Source organism: Bartonella tamiae Th239 (assembly GCF_000278275.1).
GTDB classification, from domain to species: Bacteria; Pseudomonadota; Alphaproteobacteria; order Rhizobiales; family Rhizobiaceae; genus Bartonella; species Bartonella tamiae.
The window spans coordinates 1,289,287-1,308,962 of record NZ_JH725147.1; the positions used below are offsets into that span (position 1 = coordinate 1,289,287).

Below are 19,676 nucleotides of genomic sequence, written 5' to 3' on the forward strand. Positions count from 1 at the left end.
AAGCTCCTTTTATCCAGTCCCGCCAACTAATGCGGGTGGGTGTTTCATTTGCCTTTATGTTTTAAAAAAAAGGCGACATTTTGCGTTCTTTTAAATTCATTTTAAATAAAATAAAAGTATTAATCTCTTTTTTTTATTGCTATTTTCCAATATCGCCATGGAGTGTACCAATGCATGGTTTTGGCAAGTTTTTCGGGTAATGGATCATAACCATGCGTACCAAACGGACCACAGCGTAATATACGAAATAAACCAATCCAAAATCCACTCCAAAGGCCAAAGCGCGCTATGGCCTCGTAAGTATATTCAGAACAGGTTGGTAAATGACGACAATGATTGCCAATAAAGCTTGAAAGAGTGAGTTGATAAAACCTGACTAAACTTGTACCAATAATGCGCCCCGGTGTTTTTTTCCAAGGTCCCAAATAATTTCTATTTGGTTTTAGACGTTTTGCGATCATTTATGCGACATTTCAATTTGTGAGAGACAATCAACCACTGCGTCAAAGGTCAGCATTGTTGAAGCATGACGTGCTTTATAATCTTTAATGGGTTGTAAGCACGCAAATTCAGAAAATGTACCACTAGGTGGCGTTCCATTCTCAGTCAACATAAGCCAAATGGTATCGCGTAAATTCTTAAGCTCATTTGTTGATAATCCAATAATATGCTTAGCCATAAGGGCTGATGAGGCTTGACCTAAAGCACATGCACGCACTTCATGAGAAAAATCACTCACTTTACCCTGTGAGATATTCAAATCAACTGTAACTGTAGAGCCGCATAAACGTGAAGATTTCGTTGAGGTTGCATCAGGGTTAACTAGGCGTCCGACTTTTTCAATACACGCCGCATATTCAAGAATTTTTTTGTTATAAATCTCATCAATCATAAATTCAGTCCGAAACGTGAATAGTTTTTTGAAACATGTTTGATTCTCAACTACTATGTTTATATAAGTAAGGTGAATTCAAGCACCAAGAGTGTTTGATATAAAATTGGAGTTTTCAATGCAGCCTGTTGTGACAAATGCAGCAATTTTATCAGATGATAGTGATAGGAACAAACCAACACGCGAAGAAGCTGAAGAAGCTGTCCGTGTTTTATTACGTTGGGCAGGTGAAAATCCTGATCGAGAAGGTTTGAAAGATACGCCCAAACGTGTGACAAAAGCTTATGACGAACTTTTTGCAGGATATCGGCAATCAGCAAAAGATATTTTGGGCACTGTTTTTGAAGAGGTTTCTGGCTATAATGATCCAGTACTGATCCGCGATATTCCATTTTATTCACATTGTGAGCATCATATGGTGCCAATCATTGGTAAAGCACATGTTGCATACCTTCCAAATGGACAAGTTGTTGGACTATCAAAAATTCCACGTGTCGTCGATGTTTTTGCTAGACGTTTGCAGACCCAAGAAACAATTACTGCACAAATTGCTGATGCTTTAATGAATTATCTTAAACCACGTGGGGTTGCTGTTTTGATTGAAGCGGAACACATGTGTATGGCAATGCGAGGGGTTCAAAAACAAGGTTCAACAACTTTAACGGCAACTTTTCGTGGTGTTTATGAAACTGAGTTCCATTTACAAGCGGACTTCATGACAATGTTGCGCGGTTTTAAGTAATATTTTTTCTGAAATTGAGTGAGAGAGTGATGAAGGTGCATTATGAATAATAATATCAAGTGCGAAGAGGGGGCAGTTTTTTCCCCTCGCTTTGATGCAAATGGTCTTATTGTTGCTGTTGTAAGTGATGCAGATACTCTTGAAGTTCTTATGGTTGCCTATATGAATGAACAGGCTTTGAACCAAACACTTAAAACGGGTATTGCACATTATTGGTCACGTTCACGAAATACCCTTTGGAAAAAAGGTGAAACATCTGGAAATTTTCAAGATATTGAAGAGATACGTGTTGATTGTGATCAAGATGCACTTTGGCTAAAAGTTAAAGTTCGAGGATCAGGTCCTACTTGCCATACAGGACGTAAAAGTTGTTTTTATCGGCGTATGGATCAACAAAAAAAACTTTTTTTTAAAAGCTGAAGGATGCACAAAATATTTTAAAAGTACAATTATAGCGTTTTTGAATGTATTATGCTTATCCATAAAATTGAAATAGCGTCTTGAATAAAAAAACGTAAAAAAAGGCGAAAAAGACTTGTTTCGTCAGCATTGATTTGTTACATGCCGCAAGCTGATTATTTCAGCTTCTACCACGTGCGGTCGTGGCGGAATTGGTAGACGCGCAGCGTTGAGGTCGCTGTGGGGCAACCCGTGGAAGTTCGAGTCTTCTCGACCGCACCATTTATTTTGTAATTCTTTGTTTTATATTTGCCTTGTTTTTTATTTATATAGATCAAAACAAAAATCTTCCTATAATATGTTCGAGGTGATCAGTACATATTGTAATCATATCAAAAAATTATTTACGGATAGAGTTTAGTGCAAGGCACTTTCACATATATAGGATTTTGACGAATTTTAAAAATGAGTCGAATTCACTATAATCGCTTATATTTAATAGTTGCGTTAGTTTTTAAATGGATTGGTTCCTTGCATTTTGAACAATCATCTTCCTTGCTGGATTTTATAGATCATCATCAAATTTCCATTTATATCTTAACCATGATTATAGGAGGAGTAAGCGCTTTCGTGTTGCCTCGTGAGCTTTTGGGGGCTTATTCTGTTAGCGGGGCGCTTGCTTTGTTACTTTTGGTCACTTTTATACAAGTGCCAATAAAATTAGTAGTTGAAGGACTTAAAAGCGGAAAGTTTATTGGCGCATTGCTTTTTGGAAATTTTTTTCTTGTTCCACTTTTACTTTTTGTTGCCGTTATAATTATTTTTCATTACAATTTACTAACAACAAGTCATGATGAAACAAATTTTCCAAATGAGGTTTTATTATTTCCTGTGGTTTGCATTTTGCTTGCGCCTTGTGTTGACTATGTCGTGATTTTTTGCCGTATGGCAAAAGGGGATGCTGCGCGATTAACCTCTACATTACCGATTTTACTCATTATTCAATTAATTATTTTATTGTTTTTTTTCGCTTTTAATCGCTCTCATTTAAAATTTGTGCAGCTTACAGGAACATCGTTTTCCTCTATATTTATTGAATTCTTTTCAATTGTTTGTGTGCCTCTATTAATAGCATGGGATTTGCAAGCGCTTTCTTACAGAAATGCATCATATAAAAAATCGGTTATTTTTCTTAAAAATGCAGCTGTTCCAGTGACTGCTTTGACGCTTTTGATAGTTTCTTTTTTTGCTGTTGGGACTATTGCGCATGAATTTTCTCTCATAAATCTATCTCATCAAAGCATTATGAAAGATACTGATTTAATAATAGGTTCTTTAAATGTTGAAAGTAATTTCTTTCATTATCCGCTTATGACTTTTTTTTCACAACTCATATGTCTTGTTATTTTATATAGTATTTATGCAAGTGTTGCGCCATTTCTTGGCGTATTAAGTGCTAAATTATTTAAACTTAACCATGCGCAAACAATTGCCGTTATATTTAGTGTATCCACTCGTAATTCTTTGGTTTTATTACCAATATTGCTTCTTTTACATATACCTTCGCAGGCTGGAATGTTGACAGCTTTTATTTTGACACAAACATGTGTCGAATTGGTCGCACAAATGGTTTATGTTAAATATTTACCAAAATTGATTAAAAGTTAATGACATAATAGGAAATGGCGTCATAATGAACGATGATGACTATAATGATTTGCTTGAGAGAAAAGCACCGCTTTTTAATATTCCAGTCATTGTTATAGCGATAACATTGTGCTGTTTTTTTGTTTATTTTATCCCCGAATATTTTCTCTTTGTAGAAAATTATAAAGAATTTTTATATAGCTATGCCTTTATTCCATATCGTTTTATTCATGACGTATGGGGGTCGTGGTATAGTTTGTTGAGTTATTCTGTCATGCATGGCAGCCTTACTCATTTAGTGGTGAATATGTTGTGGTTGATTGTTTTTGGATCACCTTTAGCAAATCGCCTAGGAACACTCCGTTTTCTTCTTTTTTGGTGTATTTCTAGTGCGTTTTCAGTAGGATTTTACGTCATTTTCTATATTCATAGCATGATACCTTTGGTTGGAGCCTCAGGTGTTGTTTCTGCTATGACAGGAGCTGCAGGACGTTACGGTTTTCGCCGTGTTGAAAAACCCGGCTATGAAAATCGTCCTGAATTTGCAGGGCCAATATTAACAATTAAAAACGCATTATCATCTCGTACTGTTTTAACTTTTATTGGCGTTTGGCTTTTAATAAATGTCGTTATAGGTCTTGGCGGTCTTTCATTTCAAAAAGATGCAAATAATATTGCTTGGGAAGCACATATTGGTGGATTGATTTTTGGTTTCTTTTTTATTGGTGTGTTTGATCAACGAAAAGACGAAAAATATTGAGAGTGTGTTAGCGTTTTAAATGACGATCAGCGAGATAAAAGGATATTGCTGCAGCATTTGAAACATTGAGTGACTTGATTTGTCCTGGCATATCAAGTCTTGCAAGGGCATTGACAGTTTCACGTGTTTTTTGCCTCAAACCTTTACCCTCAGCACCTAAAACAAGGGCTATTTTGTCTCCATTTAGTGTTTTTTCGAGATCGTATTCTCCTTGCGAATCGAGTCCAATGGTTAAAAAACCTAAATCATGAAGCTCAATTAATGTTTCTGAAAGATTTCTAACACTTATATGATCAATGAGTTCTAATGCTCCAGAGGCTGATTTTGCCAATACACCACTTTCTTTGGCAGAATGATGATGTGTCGTAATAAGAGCGCTTGCATTAAAAGCCACGGCTGAGCGCATAACGGCACCAACATTATGCGGATCTGTGACTTGGTCAAGAAGAATTAGTAAGGGCGCATTAGCTAATTGGGAAAGACGTCGTGTTTTTAAAGGCAAAGTTTCAAGAACGATTCCTTGATGCACGGCTTCATTACCAACCAATATATCAAGCTCTTTAGGTGAAGTAAGAACAAAAGGACAAGGGAGAGATGATTCGGCAATGTCTAAACGACTCAAAGCGTTTTGCGTGGCAAAAAGACGAATAAGATTTCTTTTAGGGTTTGAGAGTGCAGCACGCACTGTATGGAGTCCATAAAGACGCAACTCGCTATTATCGTAAGGTTTTGGTTCGATTCTTTTGGTTGGTTTTTTTGCAGGGTTTTTGCCAAGGCTTGCGCGATGCTGTCGCCTTAGACGTGCATAATGAGAATCTTTTGGTGTTTTTGTATTCATTATTTAACCCAGTCAAAAATTAGAGTGAAAAGTTCTCTATCACAGCTAATTATTTTTACGAAATTTAAAAGATGAGAATTTAATCTGTTGACAGCGGCGACGCTAATCGTCATAACGCGCATCGCAAGCAAATTAAGTGTTCATTATTTATTTTGATTGCATATGCCTTATCGCGTAACTCCGCAAGGTCTAATGGAGGGATGCCCGAGTGGTTAAAGGGGACGGACTGTAAATCCGTTGCGTATGCTACGTTGGTTCAAATCCAACTCCCTCCACCATTATTGGATACGGAGACGATGGGCGGGTATAGCTCAATGGTAGAGCAGCAGCCTTCCAAGCTGAATATGCGGGTTCGATTCCCGCTACCCGCTCCAAAATGTCGTGTTAAGGAAACCAGAAATGGTGTTGGTTAAGACAAGAATGGTGAAAATTATTTTCGTCATAAAGTAAGCGAATTTTTCGTTTATAGATATATGTCAGTCTTTCTTATAAAGACTGGTTATTTCGGTTTAAAGCCTTTTGTAGGCGTAAAGATAAGAGATCAACAGCGATGGCAAAGAGCAAATTTGAACGTAATAAGCCGCATGTTAATATCGGCACGATTGGTCACGTTGACCATGGCAAGACGTCGTTGACGGCAGCGATTACGAAATACTTTGGAGAATTCAAGGCTTATGATCAGATTGATGCTGCGCCTGAAGAGCGTTCACGCGGCATAACGATTTCGACGGCTCATGTTGAATATGAGACGGAAAATCGTCACTATGCGCACGTTGATTGCCCGGGTCATGCTGATTACGTTAAGAACATGATCACAGGTGCGGCACAAATGGATGGTGCGATATTGGTTGTGTCGGCGGCTGATGGTCCGATGCCTCAGACACGTGAGCATATTCTTTTGGCGCGTCAGGTTGGTGTTCCAGCGATTGTTGTTTTTTTAAACAAGGTTGATCAGGTTGATGATGAAGAGCTTTTAGAGCTTGTTGAGTTGGAAGTTCGTGAACTTTTATCAAAATATGATTTTCCTGGTGATGAGATACCGATTGTTAAAGGATCAGCGTTGGCAGCGCTTGATGATAGCAATAAAACGATTGGCGAGGATGCTGTACGTTTATTGATGAGCGAAGTTGATTCTTATATACCAACGCCATCACGTCCGGTTGATCAGCCATTTTTGATGCCGATTGAAGATGTATTTTCTATTTCGGGTCGTGGTACTGTTGTTACAGGTCGTGTTGAGCGCGGAATTGTTAAAGTTGGTGAAGAAATTGAGATTGTAGGTATACGTCCAACTTCAAAAACGACAGTAACGGGCGTTGAAATGTTCCGTAAGCTTCTAGATCAAGGTGAAGCTGGTGATAATATTGGTGCTCTTTTGCGTGGTATTGATCGTGAAGGGATTGAGCGTGGTCAAGTTTTAGCGAAGCCTGGAACAGTGACGCCGCATACAAAGTTTAAGGCAGAAGCTTACATTCTTACAAAAGATGAAGGTGGACGTCATACACCTTTTTTCACCAATTATCGTCCACAGTTTTACTTTCGTACAACAGATGTGACAGGAATTGTTACATTGTTGGATGGAACAGAAATGGTAATGCCTGGTGACAATGTTACTGTTGATGTTGCTTTGATTGTTCCAATTGCGATGGAAGAAAAATTACGTTTTGCTATTCGTGAAGGTGGCCGTACAGTCGGTGCTGGTATCGTATCGCAAATCATCGAATAAAATGTTTTTGAAAAGCGCTATTTTTTAAAAATCGTAGTGCTTTTTGGAGGGGTATAGCTCAGTTGGTAGAGCGGCGGTCTCCAAAACCGCAGGTCGCGGGTTCGAAGCCTGCTGCCCCTGCCATTTTTCTTGTCAAACAAAAGATAGTATTAAATTTTATTGTTTGGAAAAAGTGTTTATTTTTTTTATGGGGTCTTGTTTTTTTTGTTGTAAAGCTTTATTAAGACCTATTATAATGAACGCGACGAGGTGATGGTTGCCTTTCGCGTTTTTATTGTGTTTGACGTTTGTGTGTTTTGCACATTTTTTGAAATTCTAAATTTAGGGCAATTCTGGTGGCTAAAACCAATCCTATTACTTTTTTAAAGCAGGTTCGAGCAGAAACAGCTAAAGTGACGTGGCCAACGCGTCGTGAAACGACTGTGTCAACAATTATGGTTGTTTTGATGGCATCTTTAGCTGCGGCTTTCTTCTTTGTGGCAGATCAGATTTTAAGTTTTGGTGTTTGGGAGATGATTGATCTTCTGAAGGGTCTTTTTAGTTAATTACAAGGAAAGAATCGTAGTGGCAGCGCGTTGGTATATTGTTCAGGCTTACTCGAACTTCGAAAAAAAGGTTGCTGAAGCGATCGAAAAAGAAGCGCAACAAAAGGGCTTGAGTCATCTTTTTGAAAAAATCCTTGTGCCTACTGAAAAAGTTGTGGAGGTTCGTCGTGGTCGAAAAGTTGACTCTGAACGTAAGTTTTTTCCTGGTTATGTTTTGGTTCGTGCAGATTTAACGGATGATGTTTATCATTTGATTAAAAATACACCAAAGGTTACTGGTTTTCTTGGTTCTGATTCTAAGCCTGTTGCAATATCAGATAGTGAAGCCCAGCAAATTTTGATGCAGGTTCAGGAGGGTGTTGATCGTCCTAAATCTTCAATTTCATTTGAAGTGGGTGAGCAGGTTCGTGTTGCTGATGGTCCATTTGCGTCGTTTAATGGTGTTGTTCAAGAGGTCGAAGAAGAGCGTTCGAGATTAAAGGTGGAGGTTTCTATTTTTGGTCGCGCAACGCCTGTTGATTTGGAATTTGGTCAAGTTGAAAAACTTTGACCTTTTTGAGGTTTTTCCTCATTTATTGGTGGAAGAAATTGTGTGGCTTAGCCGGTTGCACCATTTTGTACCACCATACTGCGGTCGATTTTCGACTTATTCAAGCGCTCTTTGTGGGCATAGTTTAAAGGCAGAATATTATGGCTAAAAAAATTGCAGGCCAATTAAAGTTGCAGGTACCAGCAGGTGCGGCTAATCCGTCGCCTCCTATTGGTCCAGCTCTTGGTCAACGTGGTATTAATATTATGGAATTTTGTAAAGCATTTAATGCTGCTTCTCAAGAGATGGAGAAGAATGCACCAATTCCTGTTGTTATTACGTACTATCAGGATAAGTCTTTTACTTTTACAATGAAGACACCTCCAGTCACTTTCTTTTTGAAGAAAGAGGCAAATTTAAAGTCAGGTTCAAAAGAGCCTGGTAAAGTTTTGGCTGGAACGATTTCTCGCGACAAGGTGCGTGCGATTGCAGAGGCTAAAATGAAAGACTTTAATGCGAATGATATAGAAGCCGCAATGCGTATGGTTGAGGGTTCTGCTCGTTCTATGGGTTTGGAAGTGGTAGGCTGATATCATGGCGAAAATTACAAAAAGATTAAAAAAAATTCGTGAAGGCTTTGATGTTGATAAGCTTTACGCGCTTGGTGAAGCGGTTGATCTTGTGAAAACTCGTGCGGTAGCTAAATTTGATGAAACAATTGAAGTTTCAATGAATTTGGGTGTTGATCCACGTCATGCTGATCAAATGGTTCGTGGTGTTGTTAATCTTCCAAATGGTACGGGTCGCACGGTTCGTGTTGCTGTGTTTGCACGTGGTGATAAGGCTGAAGAAGCTAAGGCTGCTGGTGCAGATATAGTTGGTGCAGAAGATTTATTTGAAACTGTCAATAATGGTACGATTGAGTTTGATCGTTGTATTGCAACACCTGATATGATGCCTTTGGTCGGACGTCTTGGTAAGGTTTTAGGGCCACGCTCATTAATGCCTAATCCAAAAGTTGGAACGGTTACTCCAGATGTTGCCAGTGCTGTCAAAGCATCAAAAGGCGGCGCAGTCGAGTTCCGTGTTGAAAAAGCTGGTATTGTGCATGCTGGTATTGGTAAAGCTTCATTCGGTTCTCAACAAATTGCTGAAAATATAAAAGCTTTTGCTGATGCTGTTATTAAAGCTAAACCGCAAGGAGCAAAAGGTGAATATTTAAAACGCGTGGCTGTCTCATCAACAATGGGAGTCGGCGTTAAAGTTGATCCTGCAACGGTTCGTCCTGAGCAGTAATGTAATGACCGGTTTTAACCGGTTGAGTCATCCAGATGTTTCGGCATCTGGGTCATACCAGAAGAAATTCTGGAATGTCCTGTCCGAGATTGTGGGCGATACGAAAGTGTCTTAATTCATGTGGGCCTGCATGAGACTGGGGTAATGACCCTAATATCGTAAAGATAAAGGGTTTGAACCAGCGTTGCCTTTGATCGTTTTGCGAAAAAAGGGGACAGGATCCTCGTGGATGATAATTTTATCATTGAAGGCAACTCGACAGTAAATACTTTTTGAGTTTTACTGTTAAATGGAGAGAGATAGTGGATAGAGCGGAAAAACGCGAATTTGTCACTTGGCTTAACGGGACTTTTAAGGAGTCTGGTTCGGTTGTTGTGGCTCATTATTCTGGTCTGTCAGTTTCACAGATGAACGATCTTCGTTCAAAAATGGGTGAAGCTGGTGGTACCATTAAAGTCGCAAAAAACCGTCTTGCCAAAATCGCTCTTAAGGGCACAGAGTCAGAGGGAATGTCAGATTTGTTTGTTGGTCAAACATTGATTGCTTATTCTCCTGATCCTATGACGGCGCCAAAAGTCGCTGTTGAATTTTCCAAGGCTCATGACAAACTTGTTATTCTTGGTGGTGCAATGGGTGCAACCAGTCTCAGTGTTGATGCTGTGAAGTCACTTGCTTCTCTGCCATCACTTGATGAGTTGCGTGCTAAATTGGTTGGCATGATTTCTACGCCAGCTACTCGTATCGCACAAGTTGTCAATGCACCTGCTGGTCAGGTGGCACGAGTTTTTGGTGCTTATGCCCAGAAGGGCGAAGCGGCGTAAGGCTGTTTCGTAGTTCGATTTTCAAGATTAGTTTTAGTTTTGTTGATCGATAAACTGTTAAACAAATGTTCAAACCTTTTATTTTGAAGGAATATTAAAATGGCTGATCTCGCAAAGATCGTAGAAGACCTTTCAAATCTTACAGTTTTAGAAGCTGCTGAGCTTTCAAAGCTTTTGGAAGAAAAATGGGGTGTTTCGGCTGCAGCACCTGTGGTTGTCGATGCTGCTGGAGGTGCTGCTGCGCCTGCTGCTGAAGAAAAAACTGAATTTGATGTTGTGCTTGTTGATGGTGGTGCTCAAAAAATTAACGTCATTAAAGAAGTGCGCGGCATTACAGGTCTTGGTCTTAAAGAAGCAAAAGACTTGGTTGAAAGTGCACCAAAACCAGTTAAAGAAGGTGTTGCCAAAGACGAAGCCGAAAAGCTTAAAACTCAGCTTGAAGCAGCTGGTGCTAAAGTTGAGCTTAAATAACAGTGTTTCGGTGGGTTAATCCAACCCACCGAATACATCCATTTCGGATGTAATGCTTAGATTGAACCCTTTTTCTGACAGTTGGGTGGCTGTCAGAAAACGGGTTTAAACCGTTCAAAGACTTAATCATAAAATTAACGACTGGATGGTTGGTTTTTAAGTTTTTGAGAAAATAAGATGCTCCGGATGCATAGGAGTATCACTATGATCAGATATTAAGTAAAAATCTTAATTTCTGGTGATGTAAAAAACTAAAAATGGATTATATATAGTCCATATGAACTGGTCTGCATAGGCAGGCTGATGATGTAAGGCGATTAGGGTTTAGTCCGCCCTAATGTGCAAAGATCGAGGAGCGACGATGGCTCAGACCCTTTCATTCAATGGTCGCAAGCGCGTACGCAAGTTTTTCGGAAAGATCCCTGAAGTGGCACAGATGCCGAACCTTATTGAGGTTCAAAAAGCGTCTTATGACCAATTTCTTATGGTTGAAGAACCAAAAGGCGGGCGTGGTGATGAAGGCTTGCAAGCTGTATTTAAATCGGTATTTCCGATTACAGATTTTTCGGGCGCTTCGATGCTCGAATTTGTTCGTTATGAATTCGATTCCCCTAAATTTGATGTTGAAGAATGTCGTCAACGTGATTTAACTTATGCAGCACCACTTAAGGTGACGTTGCGTCTTATCGTATTTGATATTGATGAAGATACGGGCTCAAAAGACATTAAAGATATAAAAGAACAAGATGTCTATATGGGTGATATGCCTTTAATGACAGATAATGGTACTTTTATTGTTAATGGTACTGAGCGTGTTATTGTTTCGCAAATGCATCGCTCTCCTGGTGTCTTTTTTGATCATGATAAAGGAAAATCACATTCTTCAGGTAAATTATTATTTGCAGCGCGTGTTATACCTTATCGTGGTTCATGGCTTGATATTGAGTTTGATGCTAAAGATATTGTTTATGCACGTATAGATAGACGTCGTAAAATTCCTGTTACGAGCTTGTTAATGGCTTTGGGGATGGATGGGCAGGATATTTTATCAACTTTTTATCAAACAGTCACGTTTGAGCGCGCAGGAGATGGGTGGCGTATACCGTATTCTGTTGATCGTTTCAAAGGTATGAAACTTATTTCTGATCTTATTGATGCAGATAGTGGTGAAGTTGTCGCTGAAGCTGGTAAAAAATTAACGGCTCGTGCAGCAAAGGTTTTGGCTGAAAAAGGATTGAAAGCCATTAAAGCTAATGAAGATGATTTGTTTGGTTCATATTTAGCAGAAGATATTGTTAATTATGAAACAGGTGAAATTTATCTTGAAGCTGGTGACGAAATTGATGAAAAAACATTAAACATCCTTCTTGATACAGGTGTTGATCACATCAATGTTTTGGATATTGATCACGTCAATATTGGTGGATACATTCGCAACACTTTAGCTGCAGATAAAAATCAAAGTCGTCAAGATGCTTTGTTTGATATTTATCGCGTTATGCGACCAGGGGAACCTCCCACAATCGATACTGCAGAAGCGATGTTCAATTCTTTATTTTTTGATCCAGAGCGCTACGATCTTTCTGCTGTTGGTCGTGTAAAGATGAATATGCGTATGGATCTTGATTGCCCTGATACTGTTCGTATTTTACGCAAAGAAGACATTTTGGCCGTTGTTAAAATGTTGGTTGAATTGCGTGACGGACGCGGCGAAATTGATGATATTGACAATCTAGGCAATAGACGTGTTCGTTCCGTTGGCGAGTTGATGGAAAATCAGTATCGTGTCGGTTTGTTGCGTATGGAACGCGCCATTAAGGAGCGTATGTCTTCCATTGAGATTGATACGGTTATGCCGCAGGATCTGATAAATGCAAAACCTGCAGCCGCAGCTGTGCGCGAATTTTTCGGTTCATCACAGCTTTCACAATTTATGGATCAAACCAATCCTTTGTCTGAAATTACGCATAAACGTCGTCTTTCTGCACTTGGGCCTGGTGGTTTAACTCGTGAGCGTGCAGGTTTTGAAGTGCGTGACGTGCATCCAACCCATTATGGACGGATTTGCCCGATTGAAACCCCAGAAGGTCCGAATATTGGTCTTATCAATTCTTTGGCCACATTCGCTCGTGTGAATAAATACGGCTTTATCGAAAGTCCTTATCGGAAGATAGTGGATGGTAAAGTTACGACTGATGTTGTTTATTTATCGGCTATGGAAGAATCAAAGCATTATGTTGCACAAGCCAATTCATCTTTAGATGCTGAAGCGCGTTTTACTGAGGAATTTGTTGTTTGTCGTCATGCGGGTGAAGTTTTGATGGCGCCACGTGATCATGTTGATCTTATGGATGTTTCACCTAAACAGCTTGTATCTGTAGCTGCGGCTCTGATTCCATTTTTGGAAAATGACGATGCGAACCGCGCTTTGATGGGGTCGAATATGCAACGTCAGGCGGTTCCTTTAGTGCGTGCTGAAGCACCATTTGTCGGGACAGGAATGGAATCTGTTGTTGCGCGTGATTCAGGTGCTGCTATCGGTGCTAGACGTGCTGGTATTGTTGATCAAGTGGATGCAACACGTATCGTTATTCACGCTACAGAAGATCTGGATCCAACAAAATCAGGTGTTGATATTTATCGTTTGCAGAAATTCCAACGATCAAATCAATCAACATGCATCAATCAGCGTCCTTTGGTGCGTGTTGGTGATCGTATTGAAAAAGGCGATATTATTGCTGACGGTCCTTCAACTGATTTAGGTGATTTGGCACTTGGTCGTAACGTTCTTGTCGCGTTTATGCCGTGGAATGGTTACAATTACGAAGATTCTATTTTGCTATCAGAGCGTATTGTTGCTGATGACGTATTTACGTCAATTCATATTGAAGAATTTGAAGTAGCAGCACGTGATACAAAATTGGGACCTGAAGAAATTACACGAGATATCCCTAATGTTTCAGAAGAGGCTTTAAAAAATCTCGACGAAGCAGGAATTGTCTATATTGGTGCAGAAGTTCAACCAGGAGATATTTTGGTTGGTAAAATTACACCAAAGGGTGAAAGCCCTATGACACCTGAGGAAAAACTTTTGCGTGCAATTTTTGGCGAAAAAGCTTCAGATGTGCGCGATACTTCTATGCGTATGCCGCCAGGAACATTCGGAACAATTGTTGAAGTTCGTGTTTTTAATCGTCACGGTATTGAAAAAGACGAACGTGCTATGGCGATTGAACGTGAAGAGATTGAACGTCTTGCAAAAGATCGTGATGATGAACAGTCTATTCTCGATCGCAATGTATATTCGCGTTTGACTGATATTCTTAAAGGGAAAACAGCTTCTGAAGGTCCAAAAGGATTCAAAAAAGGCACTACTCTTGATGAAAATGTGTTTGCTGAGTATCCACGTTCACAATGGTGGCTGTTTGCTGTTGGTGATGAAAAACTTCAAGGTGAGATTGAAGCATTACGCAAACAATACGACGAATCCAAAGACGCATTACAACGCCGCTTTATGGACAAGGTTGAAAAAGTCCAACGTGGTGACGAGATGCCTCCTGGTGTCATGAAAATGGTCAAGGTCTTTGTCGCTGTTAAACGTAAAATTCAGCCAGGTGATAAAATGGCTGGACGTCATGGTAACAAAGGTGTTGTATCGCGCATTCTTCCTGTCGAGGATATGCCATTCTTAGAAGATGGAACACATGCTGATATTGTTTTGAATCCACTCGGTGTTCCAAGTCGTATGAATGTTGGACAAATTTTAGAAACACATCTTGGTTGGGCGTGTTCTGGAATGGGAAAACAGATTGGCGAATTGCTTGATGCCTATAAACGTTCAGGTGATATTAACCCATTGCGTCAGCGTATTGAGGATGTCATTCCTGATAATGATCGTAATGAAGCAGTGCGTCATTACGATGATGAAAGTGTTGTTCGTTTGGCGACACAAATGGAACGTGGTGTGTCTATTGCAACTCCCGTTTTTGATGGTGCTCATGAAGCTGATATTGACGATATGTTGAAAGAAGCGGGTATGGCAACTTCAGGTCAGGTTACGCTTTATGATGGACGTACAGGTGAGCCTTTTGATCGGCAGGTGACTGTGGGCTATATTTATATGCTTAAGCTCCATCACTTGGTTGACGATAAGATTCATGCGCGTTCCATTGGACCTTATTCACTTGTGACACAACAGCCATTGGGCGGTAAAGCTCAATTTGGTGGTCAACGTTTCGGTGAAATGGAGGTTTGGGCTTTAGAAGCTTATGGTGCTGCTTATACATTGCAAGAAATGCTTACCGTTAAATCGGATGATGTGGCAGGTCGTACCAAAGTTTATGAAGCCATTGTGCGTGGTGATGATACATTTGAAGCAGGTATTCCAGAAAGCTTTAATGTTCTTGTTAAAGAAATGCGTTCACTTGGACTAAATGTTGAATTGGACGACACACGGGAATTGCTTGCTCAGCAACCATTGCCTGATGCGGCCGAGTAAATATTTGTGATGCGCCTTAATTGGCGCATCATTAACTGCTTTAATAGCTCTCAAATAAGTTTCTATTCAGATGATTTTACCAAAAGGGTAAAATATCGCAACGAATTCAAAATGAATTCCTTGAAGGAGAACAGCATGAACCAAGAGGTCATGAATCTTTTCAATCCTCAGTCGCCTGCGCAAACATTCGATTCAATTCGTATTTCAATTGCGAGCCCAGAAAAAATATTATCATGGTCTTATGGCGAAATTAAAAAGCCAGAAACAATTAACTATCGTACGTTTAAGCCCGAACGTGATGGTCTTTTTTGTGCCCGTATTTTTGGGCCTATTAAAGATTATGAATGTCTTTGTGGCAAATATAAACGCATGAAATATAAAGGCATTATTTGTGAAAAATGCGGCGTTGAAGTGACGCTTTCACGTGTTCGTCGTGAACGTATGGGACATATAGAATTGGCTGCGCCAGTTGCCCATATTTGGTTTTTAAAGTCACTTCCAAGCCGAATTGCAACACTTTTAGATATGACGCTTAAAGATATTGAGCGTGTATTATATTTTGAAAATTATATTGTTACAGAACCAGGTCTTACCTCTTTAAAAATCAATCAACTTCTTTCTGAAGAAGACTATATGATTGCTGTTGATGAATTTGGTGAAGACCAGTTTACGGCGTTGATTGGTGCTGAAGCAATTTATGAACTTTTGGCTGCAATGGATCTGGAAAAAATTGCTGGTGATTTGCGCGCTGAATTGGCTGAGACAACATCGGAATTAAAAACGAAAAAGCTCATGAAACGGCTTAAAATTGTTGAAAATTTCATGGAGTCTGGAAATCGTCCTGAATGGATGATTATGAAAGTCATTCCAGTTATACCGCCAGATTTACGTCCTTTGGTGCCACTTGATGGTGGTCGATTTGCGACATCTGATCTGAACGATCTTTATCGTCGTGTGATTAATCGTAATAACCGTTTGAAGAGGCTGATTGAACTTCGTGCTCCTGGAATTATTGTTCGCAACGAAAAGCGTATGTTGCAAGAAGCAGTTGACGCTTTATTTGATAATGGCCGTCGCGGTCGTGTGATTACAGGTGCCAATAAGCGTCCGCTCAAATCATTATCGGATATGCTTAAGGGTAAACAAGGGCGTTTTCGTCAAAACCTTTTGGGAAAACGTGTTGACTATTCAGGCCGTTCAGTCATTGTTACGGGACCAGAATTAAAATTGCATCAATGTGGATTACCCAAAAAAATGGCTTTGGAACTTTTTAAGCCATTTATTTATGCGCGTTTGGATGCAAAGGGATATTCATCAACGGTTAAACAAGCTAAAAAACTGGTTGAAAAAGAACGTCCAGAGGTTTGGGATATTCTTGATGAAGTTATTCGTGAACATCCTGTCCTATTGAACCGTGCACCAACATTGCATCGTTTGGGTATTCAAGCGTTTGAACCTATTTTGATTGAAGGTAAAGCCATTCAACTCCATCCATTGGTTTGTACAGCGTTCAATGCGGATTTTGATGGCGATCAAATGGCTGTGCATGTTCCGCTTTCTTTGGAAGCGCAATTGGAAACACGCGTGTTAATGATGTCCACTAATAATATTCTTCATCCTGCAAATGGTGCTCCGATTATTGTACCTTCTCAGGATATGGTCTTGGGGCTTTATTATTTATCGATTGTTTCCGATAAAGAGCCAGGTGAGGGAATGGTTTTTGCTGATCTTGGTGAGTTACATCATGCATTAGACAATAAAGTTGTGACCTTACACAGTAAAATTAAAGGACGTTTTAAAACCATTGATGCAGAAGGCAACGAAGTTTCAAAAATTTATGATACAACGCCAGGTCGTTTGATTATTGGTGAGCTTCTGCCTAAAAATCCAAATGTATCTTTTGATATTATTAATCAGGAAATGACGAAAAAGAATATTTCCAAAATGATTGATCATGTTTATCGTCATTGCGGTCAAAAGGATACAGTGATTTTTTGCGATCGTATCATGCAACTTGGATTTGCTCATGCTTGCCGTGCGGGTATTTCCTTTGGTAAAGATGATATGGTTATTCCAGATAGTAAGGCACGTCTTGTTCAGGAAACTGAAGCTTTAGCTAAAGAGTATGAACAACAATATAACGATGGATTGATCACGCAAGGTGAGAAATACAATAAGGTTGTTGATGCATGGGGCAAATGCACGGATCGTGTTGCAGATGAAATGATGAAACGCATTCAAGCTGTTGAGTTTGATCCTGAAACGGGTCGTCAAAAACAGATGAATTCGATTTATATGATGTCGCATTCAGGTGCGCGTGGTTCTGCAAACCAGATGAAACAATTGGCTGGTATGCGTGGACTTATGGCTAAACCATCAGGCGAAATTATTGAAACACCAATTATTTCGAACTTTAAAGAAGGGTTGACTGTTAACGAATACTTCAACTCAACGCACGGTGCACGTAAAGGTCTTGCAGATACAGCATTGAAAACTGCAAATTCGGGCTATTTGACACGTCGCTTGGTGGATGTTGCACAAGATGCAATCATTTCATCTGTTGATTGCGGTACTGAAAAAGGTCTTACAATGCAGCCCATCGTCGATGCGGGGCAGGTTGTTGCTTCTATTGGGCAGCGTATTCTTGGTAGAACAGCTCTTCTTGATATTCTTCATCCAATTTCAGGCGACGTGATCGTTGAAGGTGGCAGAATGATTGAAGAAGCAGATGTTGCGATTATTGAAGAGGCTGGCATACAGTCTGTTCAAATTCGTTCTGCATTGACATGCGAAACACGTGTCGGTGTGTGTGCAAAATGTTACGGACGCGATCTTGCACGCGGTACACCAGTTAATCAAGGTGAAGCTGTTGGCGTTATTGCGGCTCAATCAATTGGTGAACCAGGTACACAATTGACAATGCGTACGTTCCACTTAGGTGGTACAGCTCAGGTTGTAGATTCTTCTTATCTTGAAGCTTCTTATGAGGGAACTGTTGAATTGCGTAATCGTAATGTCGTTCGTAATTCTGAAGGTTATCTTGTTGTCATGGGACGCAATATGGCTGTTCTTATCAAAGATGAAAATGGTAAAGAACGTGCCTCACACCGTGTGACGTATGGTGCGCGTATCTTTGTTGATGATAAAGATGTTGTCAAACGTGGACAACGTATTGCTGAATGGGATCCATATACACGTCCAATTGTCACAGAAGTTGATGGATATGTTGGGTTTGAGGATATGATTGATGGTTTGTCTGTTACGGAAACAGCAGATGAATCTACCGGTATCACAAAGCGTCAAGTTATCGATTGGCGTGCCAATCCACGTGGGGCTGATCTTAAGCCTGCTATGATTATCTATTCAGACAAGAAAAATAGCAAAATTGCTAAATTGGCAAAAGGTGGTGAAGCGCGTTATATGATGTCGGTTGAGACCATTTTATCGGTTGAGCCGGGCGCCCATGTTAAAGCAGGTGATGTTATTGCACGTCTACCTATGGAAAGTGCAAAAACAAAAGACATCACAGGTGGTTTGCCACGTGTTGCGGAATTATTTGAAGCAAGACGTCCGAAAGATCATGCCGTTATCGCTGAGATTGATGGAACTGTTCGTTTTGGAAGAGATTATAAAAACAAACGTCGTATTATGATTGAGCCAAATGATGAAACAATGGAACCTGTTGAATATCTCATTCCAAAAGGAAAACCTTTCCATCTACAAGATGGGGATCAAATCGAAAAAGGTGACTATATTCTTGATGGAAATCCTGCACCTCATGATATTTTGGCAATTAAAGGTGTGGAAGCTTTAGCCTCTTATCTGGTGAATGAAATTCAAGAAGTTTATCGTCTACAAGGCGTTTTGATCAATGATAAGCATATCGAGGTTATTGTTCGCCAAATGCTTCAAAAGGTTGAAATCACTGAATCAGGTGATTCAGGTTATATTCCTGGTGATAATGTGGATCGTATTGAATTGGATGAAATCAACGATCGTTTGGTCGAAGAAGGCAAAAAACCAGCAACTGGAACACCTATACTTTTGGGTATTACCAAAGCGTCACTTCAAACGCCATCCTTTATTTCGGCAGCATCATTCCAAGAAACAACACGTGTTCTTACGGAAGCTGCAGTCGCTGGTAAGATGGATACCTTGCAAGGCTTGAAAGAAAACGTGATTGTTGGACGTCTTATTCCTGCAGGTACAGGTGGCACAATTGCTCAAATCCGTCGTATTGCAACCGCTCGTGATGATCTTATTGTCGATGAGCGCCGTAAGGCAAGTGGAGGTGATACTGCGAATGCAATGCTAGAAGATATGACAAATTCTGCGGCTGAGTAAATTGCATTTAAAATTGAAAAAAAAAGCCCCGATTTTCGGGGCTTTTTTATTGACATATTGACTGTTAGATTTAAGCTATCCGAGCTATCCGAGCTATCCGAGCTATCCGAGCTATCCGAGCTATCCGAGCTATCCGAGCTATCCGAGCTATCCGAGCTATCCGAGCTA

16 protein-coding genes and 4 tRNA genes are annotated in these 19,676 nt (G+C 40.0%); 17 read left to right on the forward strand and 3 right to left on the reverse strand.

All coding sequences use genetic code 11. The features are described from left to right. Positions 1-119: 119 nt before the first annotated feature. On the reverse strand, positions 120-461 hold the full coding sequence (yidD, locus tag ME5_RS05790; protein ID WP_008039269.1) for a membrane protein insertion efficiency factor YidD: 342 nt from the start codon (positions 459-461) through the stop codon (positions 120-122). Continuing rightward, positions 458-892 (reverse strand): iron-sulfur cluster assembly scaffold protein, encoded by a 435-nt coding sequence (locus ME5_RS05795; RefSeq protein ID WP_008039271.1) that lies wholly within the window; start codon positions 890-892, stop codon positions 458-460. The genes yidD and ME5_RS05795 overlap by 4 nt, the downstream gene beginning before the upstream one ends. Positions 893-1,010: 118 nt before the next feature. Between ME5_RS05795 and folE the strand changes: the two genes are divergently transcribed. The 5 genes from folE (at position 1,011) to ME5_RS05820 (ending at position 4,440) form a co-directional block, all read left to right on the forward strand. Next, the gene (folE, locus tag ME5_RS05800) at positions 1,011-1,634 is read left to right on the forward strand and encodes a GTP cyclohydrolase I FolE (RefSeq protein WP_008039273.1); all 624 of its coding nucleotides are present in this window, start codon (positions 1,011-1,013) and stop codon (positions 1,632-1,634) included. Between the two features lie 42 nt (positions 1,635-1,676). Next, the gene (gene hisI / locus ME5_RS05805; RefSeq protein WP_008039274.1) at positions 1,677-2,054 is read left to right on the forward strand and encodes a phosphoribosyl-AMP cyclohydrolase; all 378 of its coding nucleotides are present in this window, start codon (positions 1,677-1,679) and stop codon (positions 2,052-2,054) included. A 176-nt stretch (positions 2,055-2,230) separates the two neighbouring features. Further along, positions 2,231-2,315 (forward strand) — tRNA-Leu (locus tag ME5_RS05810). Positions 2,316-2,564: 249 nt separating this feature from the next. Beyond that, complete coding sequence (locus tag ME5_RS05815) at positions 2,565-3,701, forward strand: hypothetical protein (RefSeq protein WP_245256498.1); 1,137 nt, start codon at positions 2,565-2,567, stop codon at positions 3,699-3,701. Positions 3,702-3,726: 25 nt separating this feature from the next. After that, entirely contained in the window at positions 3,727-4,440 is a 714-nt protein-coding gene (locus ME5_RS05820) for a rhomboid family intramembrane serine protease (protein WP_008039282.1), read from the forward strand. Between the two features lie 7 nt (positions 4,441-4,447). Here the strand turns inward: ME5_RS05820 and ME5_RS05825 are convergent, their stop codons facing one another. After that, positions 4,448-5,278, reverse strand: a complete 831-nt coding sequence (locus tag ME5_RS05825; protein WP_008039283.1) for a TrmH family RNA methyltransferase — start codon at positions 5,276-5,278, stop codon at positions 4,448-4,450. A 194-nt stretch (positions 5,279-5,472) separates the two neighbouring features. Between ME5_RS05825 and ME5_RS05830 the strand changes: the two genes are divergently transcribed. From ME5_RS05830 to rpoC, 12 genes are all read left to right on the forward strand, one after another. Next, positions 5,473-5,556 (forward strand) — tRNA-Tyr (locus tag ME5_RS05830). A 22-nt stretch (positions 5,557-5,578) separates the two neighbouring features. Further along, a tRNA-Gly gene (locus tag ME5_RS05835) sits at positions 5,579-5,652 on the forward strand. 176 nt (positions 5,653-5,828) lie between these two features. Next, on the forward strand, positions 5,829-7,004 hold the full coding sequence (gene tuf, locus ME5_RS05840) for an elongation factor Tu (protein WP_008039284.1): 1,176 nt from the start codon (positions 5,829-5,831) through the stop codon (positions 7,002-7,004). A gap of 47 nt (positions 7,005-7,051) precedes the next feature. Then, positions 7,052-7,127, forward strand: a tRNA-Trp gene (locus ME5_RS05845). Between the two features lie 209 nt (positions 7,128-7,336). Continuing rightward, positions 7,337-7,549, forward strand: a complete 213-nt coding sequence (secE, locus tag ME5_RS05850) for a preprotein translocase subunit SecE (RefSeq protein ID WP_196793550.1) — start codon at positions 7,337-7,339, stop codon at positions 7,547-7,549. Between the two features lie 19 nt (positions 7,550-7,568). Beyond that, positions 7,569-8,099: a transcription termination/antitermination protein NusG gene (gene nusG, locus ME5_RS05855; protein WP_008039287.1), complete on the forward strand. Its 531-nt coding sequence runs from the start codon at positions 7,569-7,571 to the stop codon at positions 8,097-8,099. 140 nt (positions 8,100-8,239) lie between these two features. After that, a complete protein-coding gene (gene rplK, locus ME5_RS05860) occupies positions 8,240-8,668 on the forward strand; it encodes a 50S ribosomal protein L11 (protein WP_008039288.1) in 429 nt (142 codons plus the stop codon). A 4-nt stretch (positions 8,669-8,672) separates the two neighbouring features. After that, positions 8,673-9,374, forward strand: coding sequence for a 50S ribosomal protein L1 (gene rplA, locus ME5_RS05865; protein WP_008039289.1), 702 nt, complete (start codon positions 8,673-8,675; stop codon positions 9,372-9,374). A 302-nt stretch (positions 9,375-9,676) separates the two neighbouring features. Continuing rightward, a complete protein-coding gene (gene rplJ / locus ME5_RS05870; protein WP_008039291.1) occupies positions 9,677-10,195 on the forward strand; it encodes a 50S ribosomal protein L10 in 519 nt (172 codons plus the stop codon). Positions 10,196-10,294: 99 nt separating this feature from the next. Beyond that, positions 10,295-10,666 (forward strand): 50S ribosomal protein L7/L12, encoded by a 372-nt coding sequence (rplL, locus tag ME5_RS05875; protein WP_008039299.1) that lies wholly within the window; start codon positions 10,295-10,297, stop codon positions 10,664-10,666. Positions 10,667-11,027: 361 nt separating this feature from the next. Next, the gene (gene rpoB / locus ME5_RS05880) at positions 11,028-15,164 is read left to right on the forward strand and encodes a DNA-directed RNA polymerase subunit beta (protein WP_008039301.1); all 4,137 of its coding nucleotides are present in this window, start codon (positions 11,028-11,030) and stop codon (positions 15,162-15,164) included. Between the two features lie 135 nt (positions 15,165-15,299). After that, positions 15,300-19,508, forward strand: a complete 4,209-nt coding sequence (gene rpoC / locus ME5_RS05885) for a DNA-directed RNA polymerase subunit beta' (protein WP_008039302.1) — start codon at positions 15,300-15,302, stop codon at positions 19,506-19,508. The last annotated feature ends 168 nt before the right edge of the window (positions 19,509-19,676 follow it).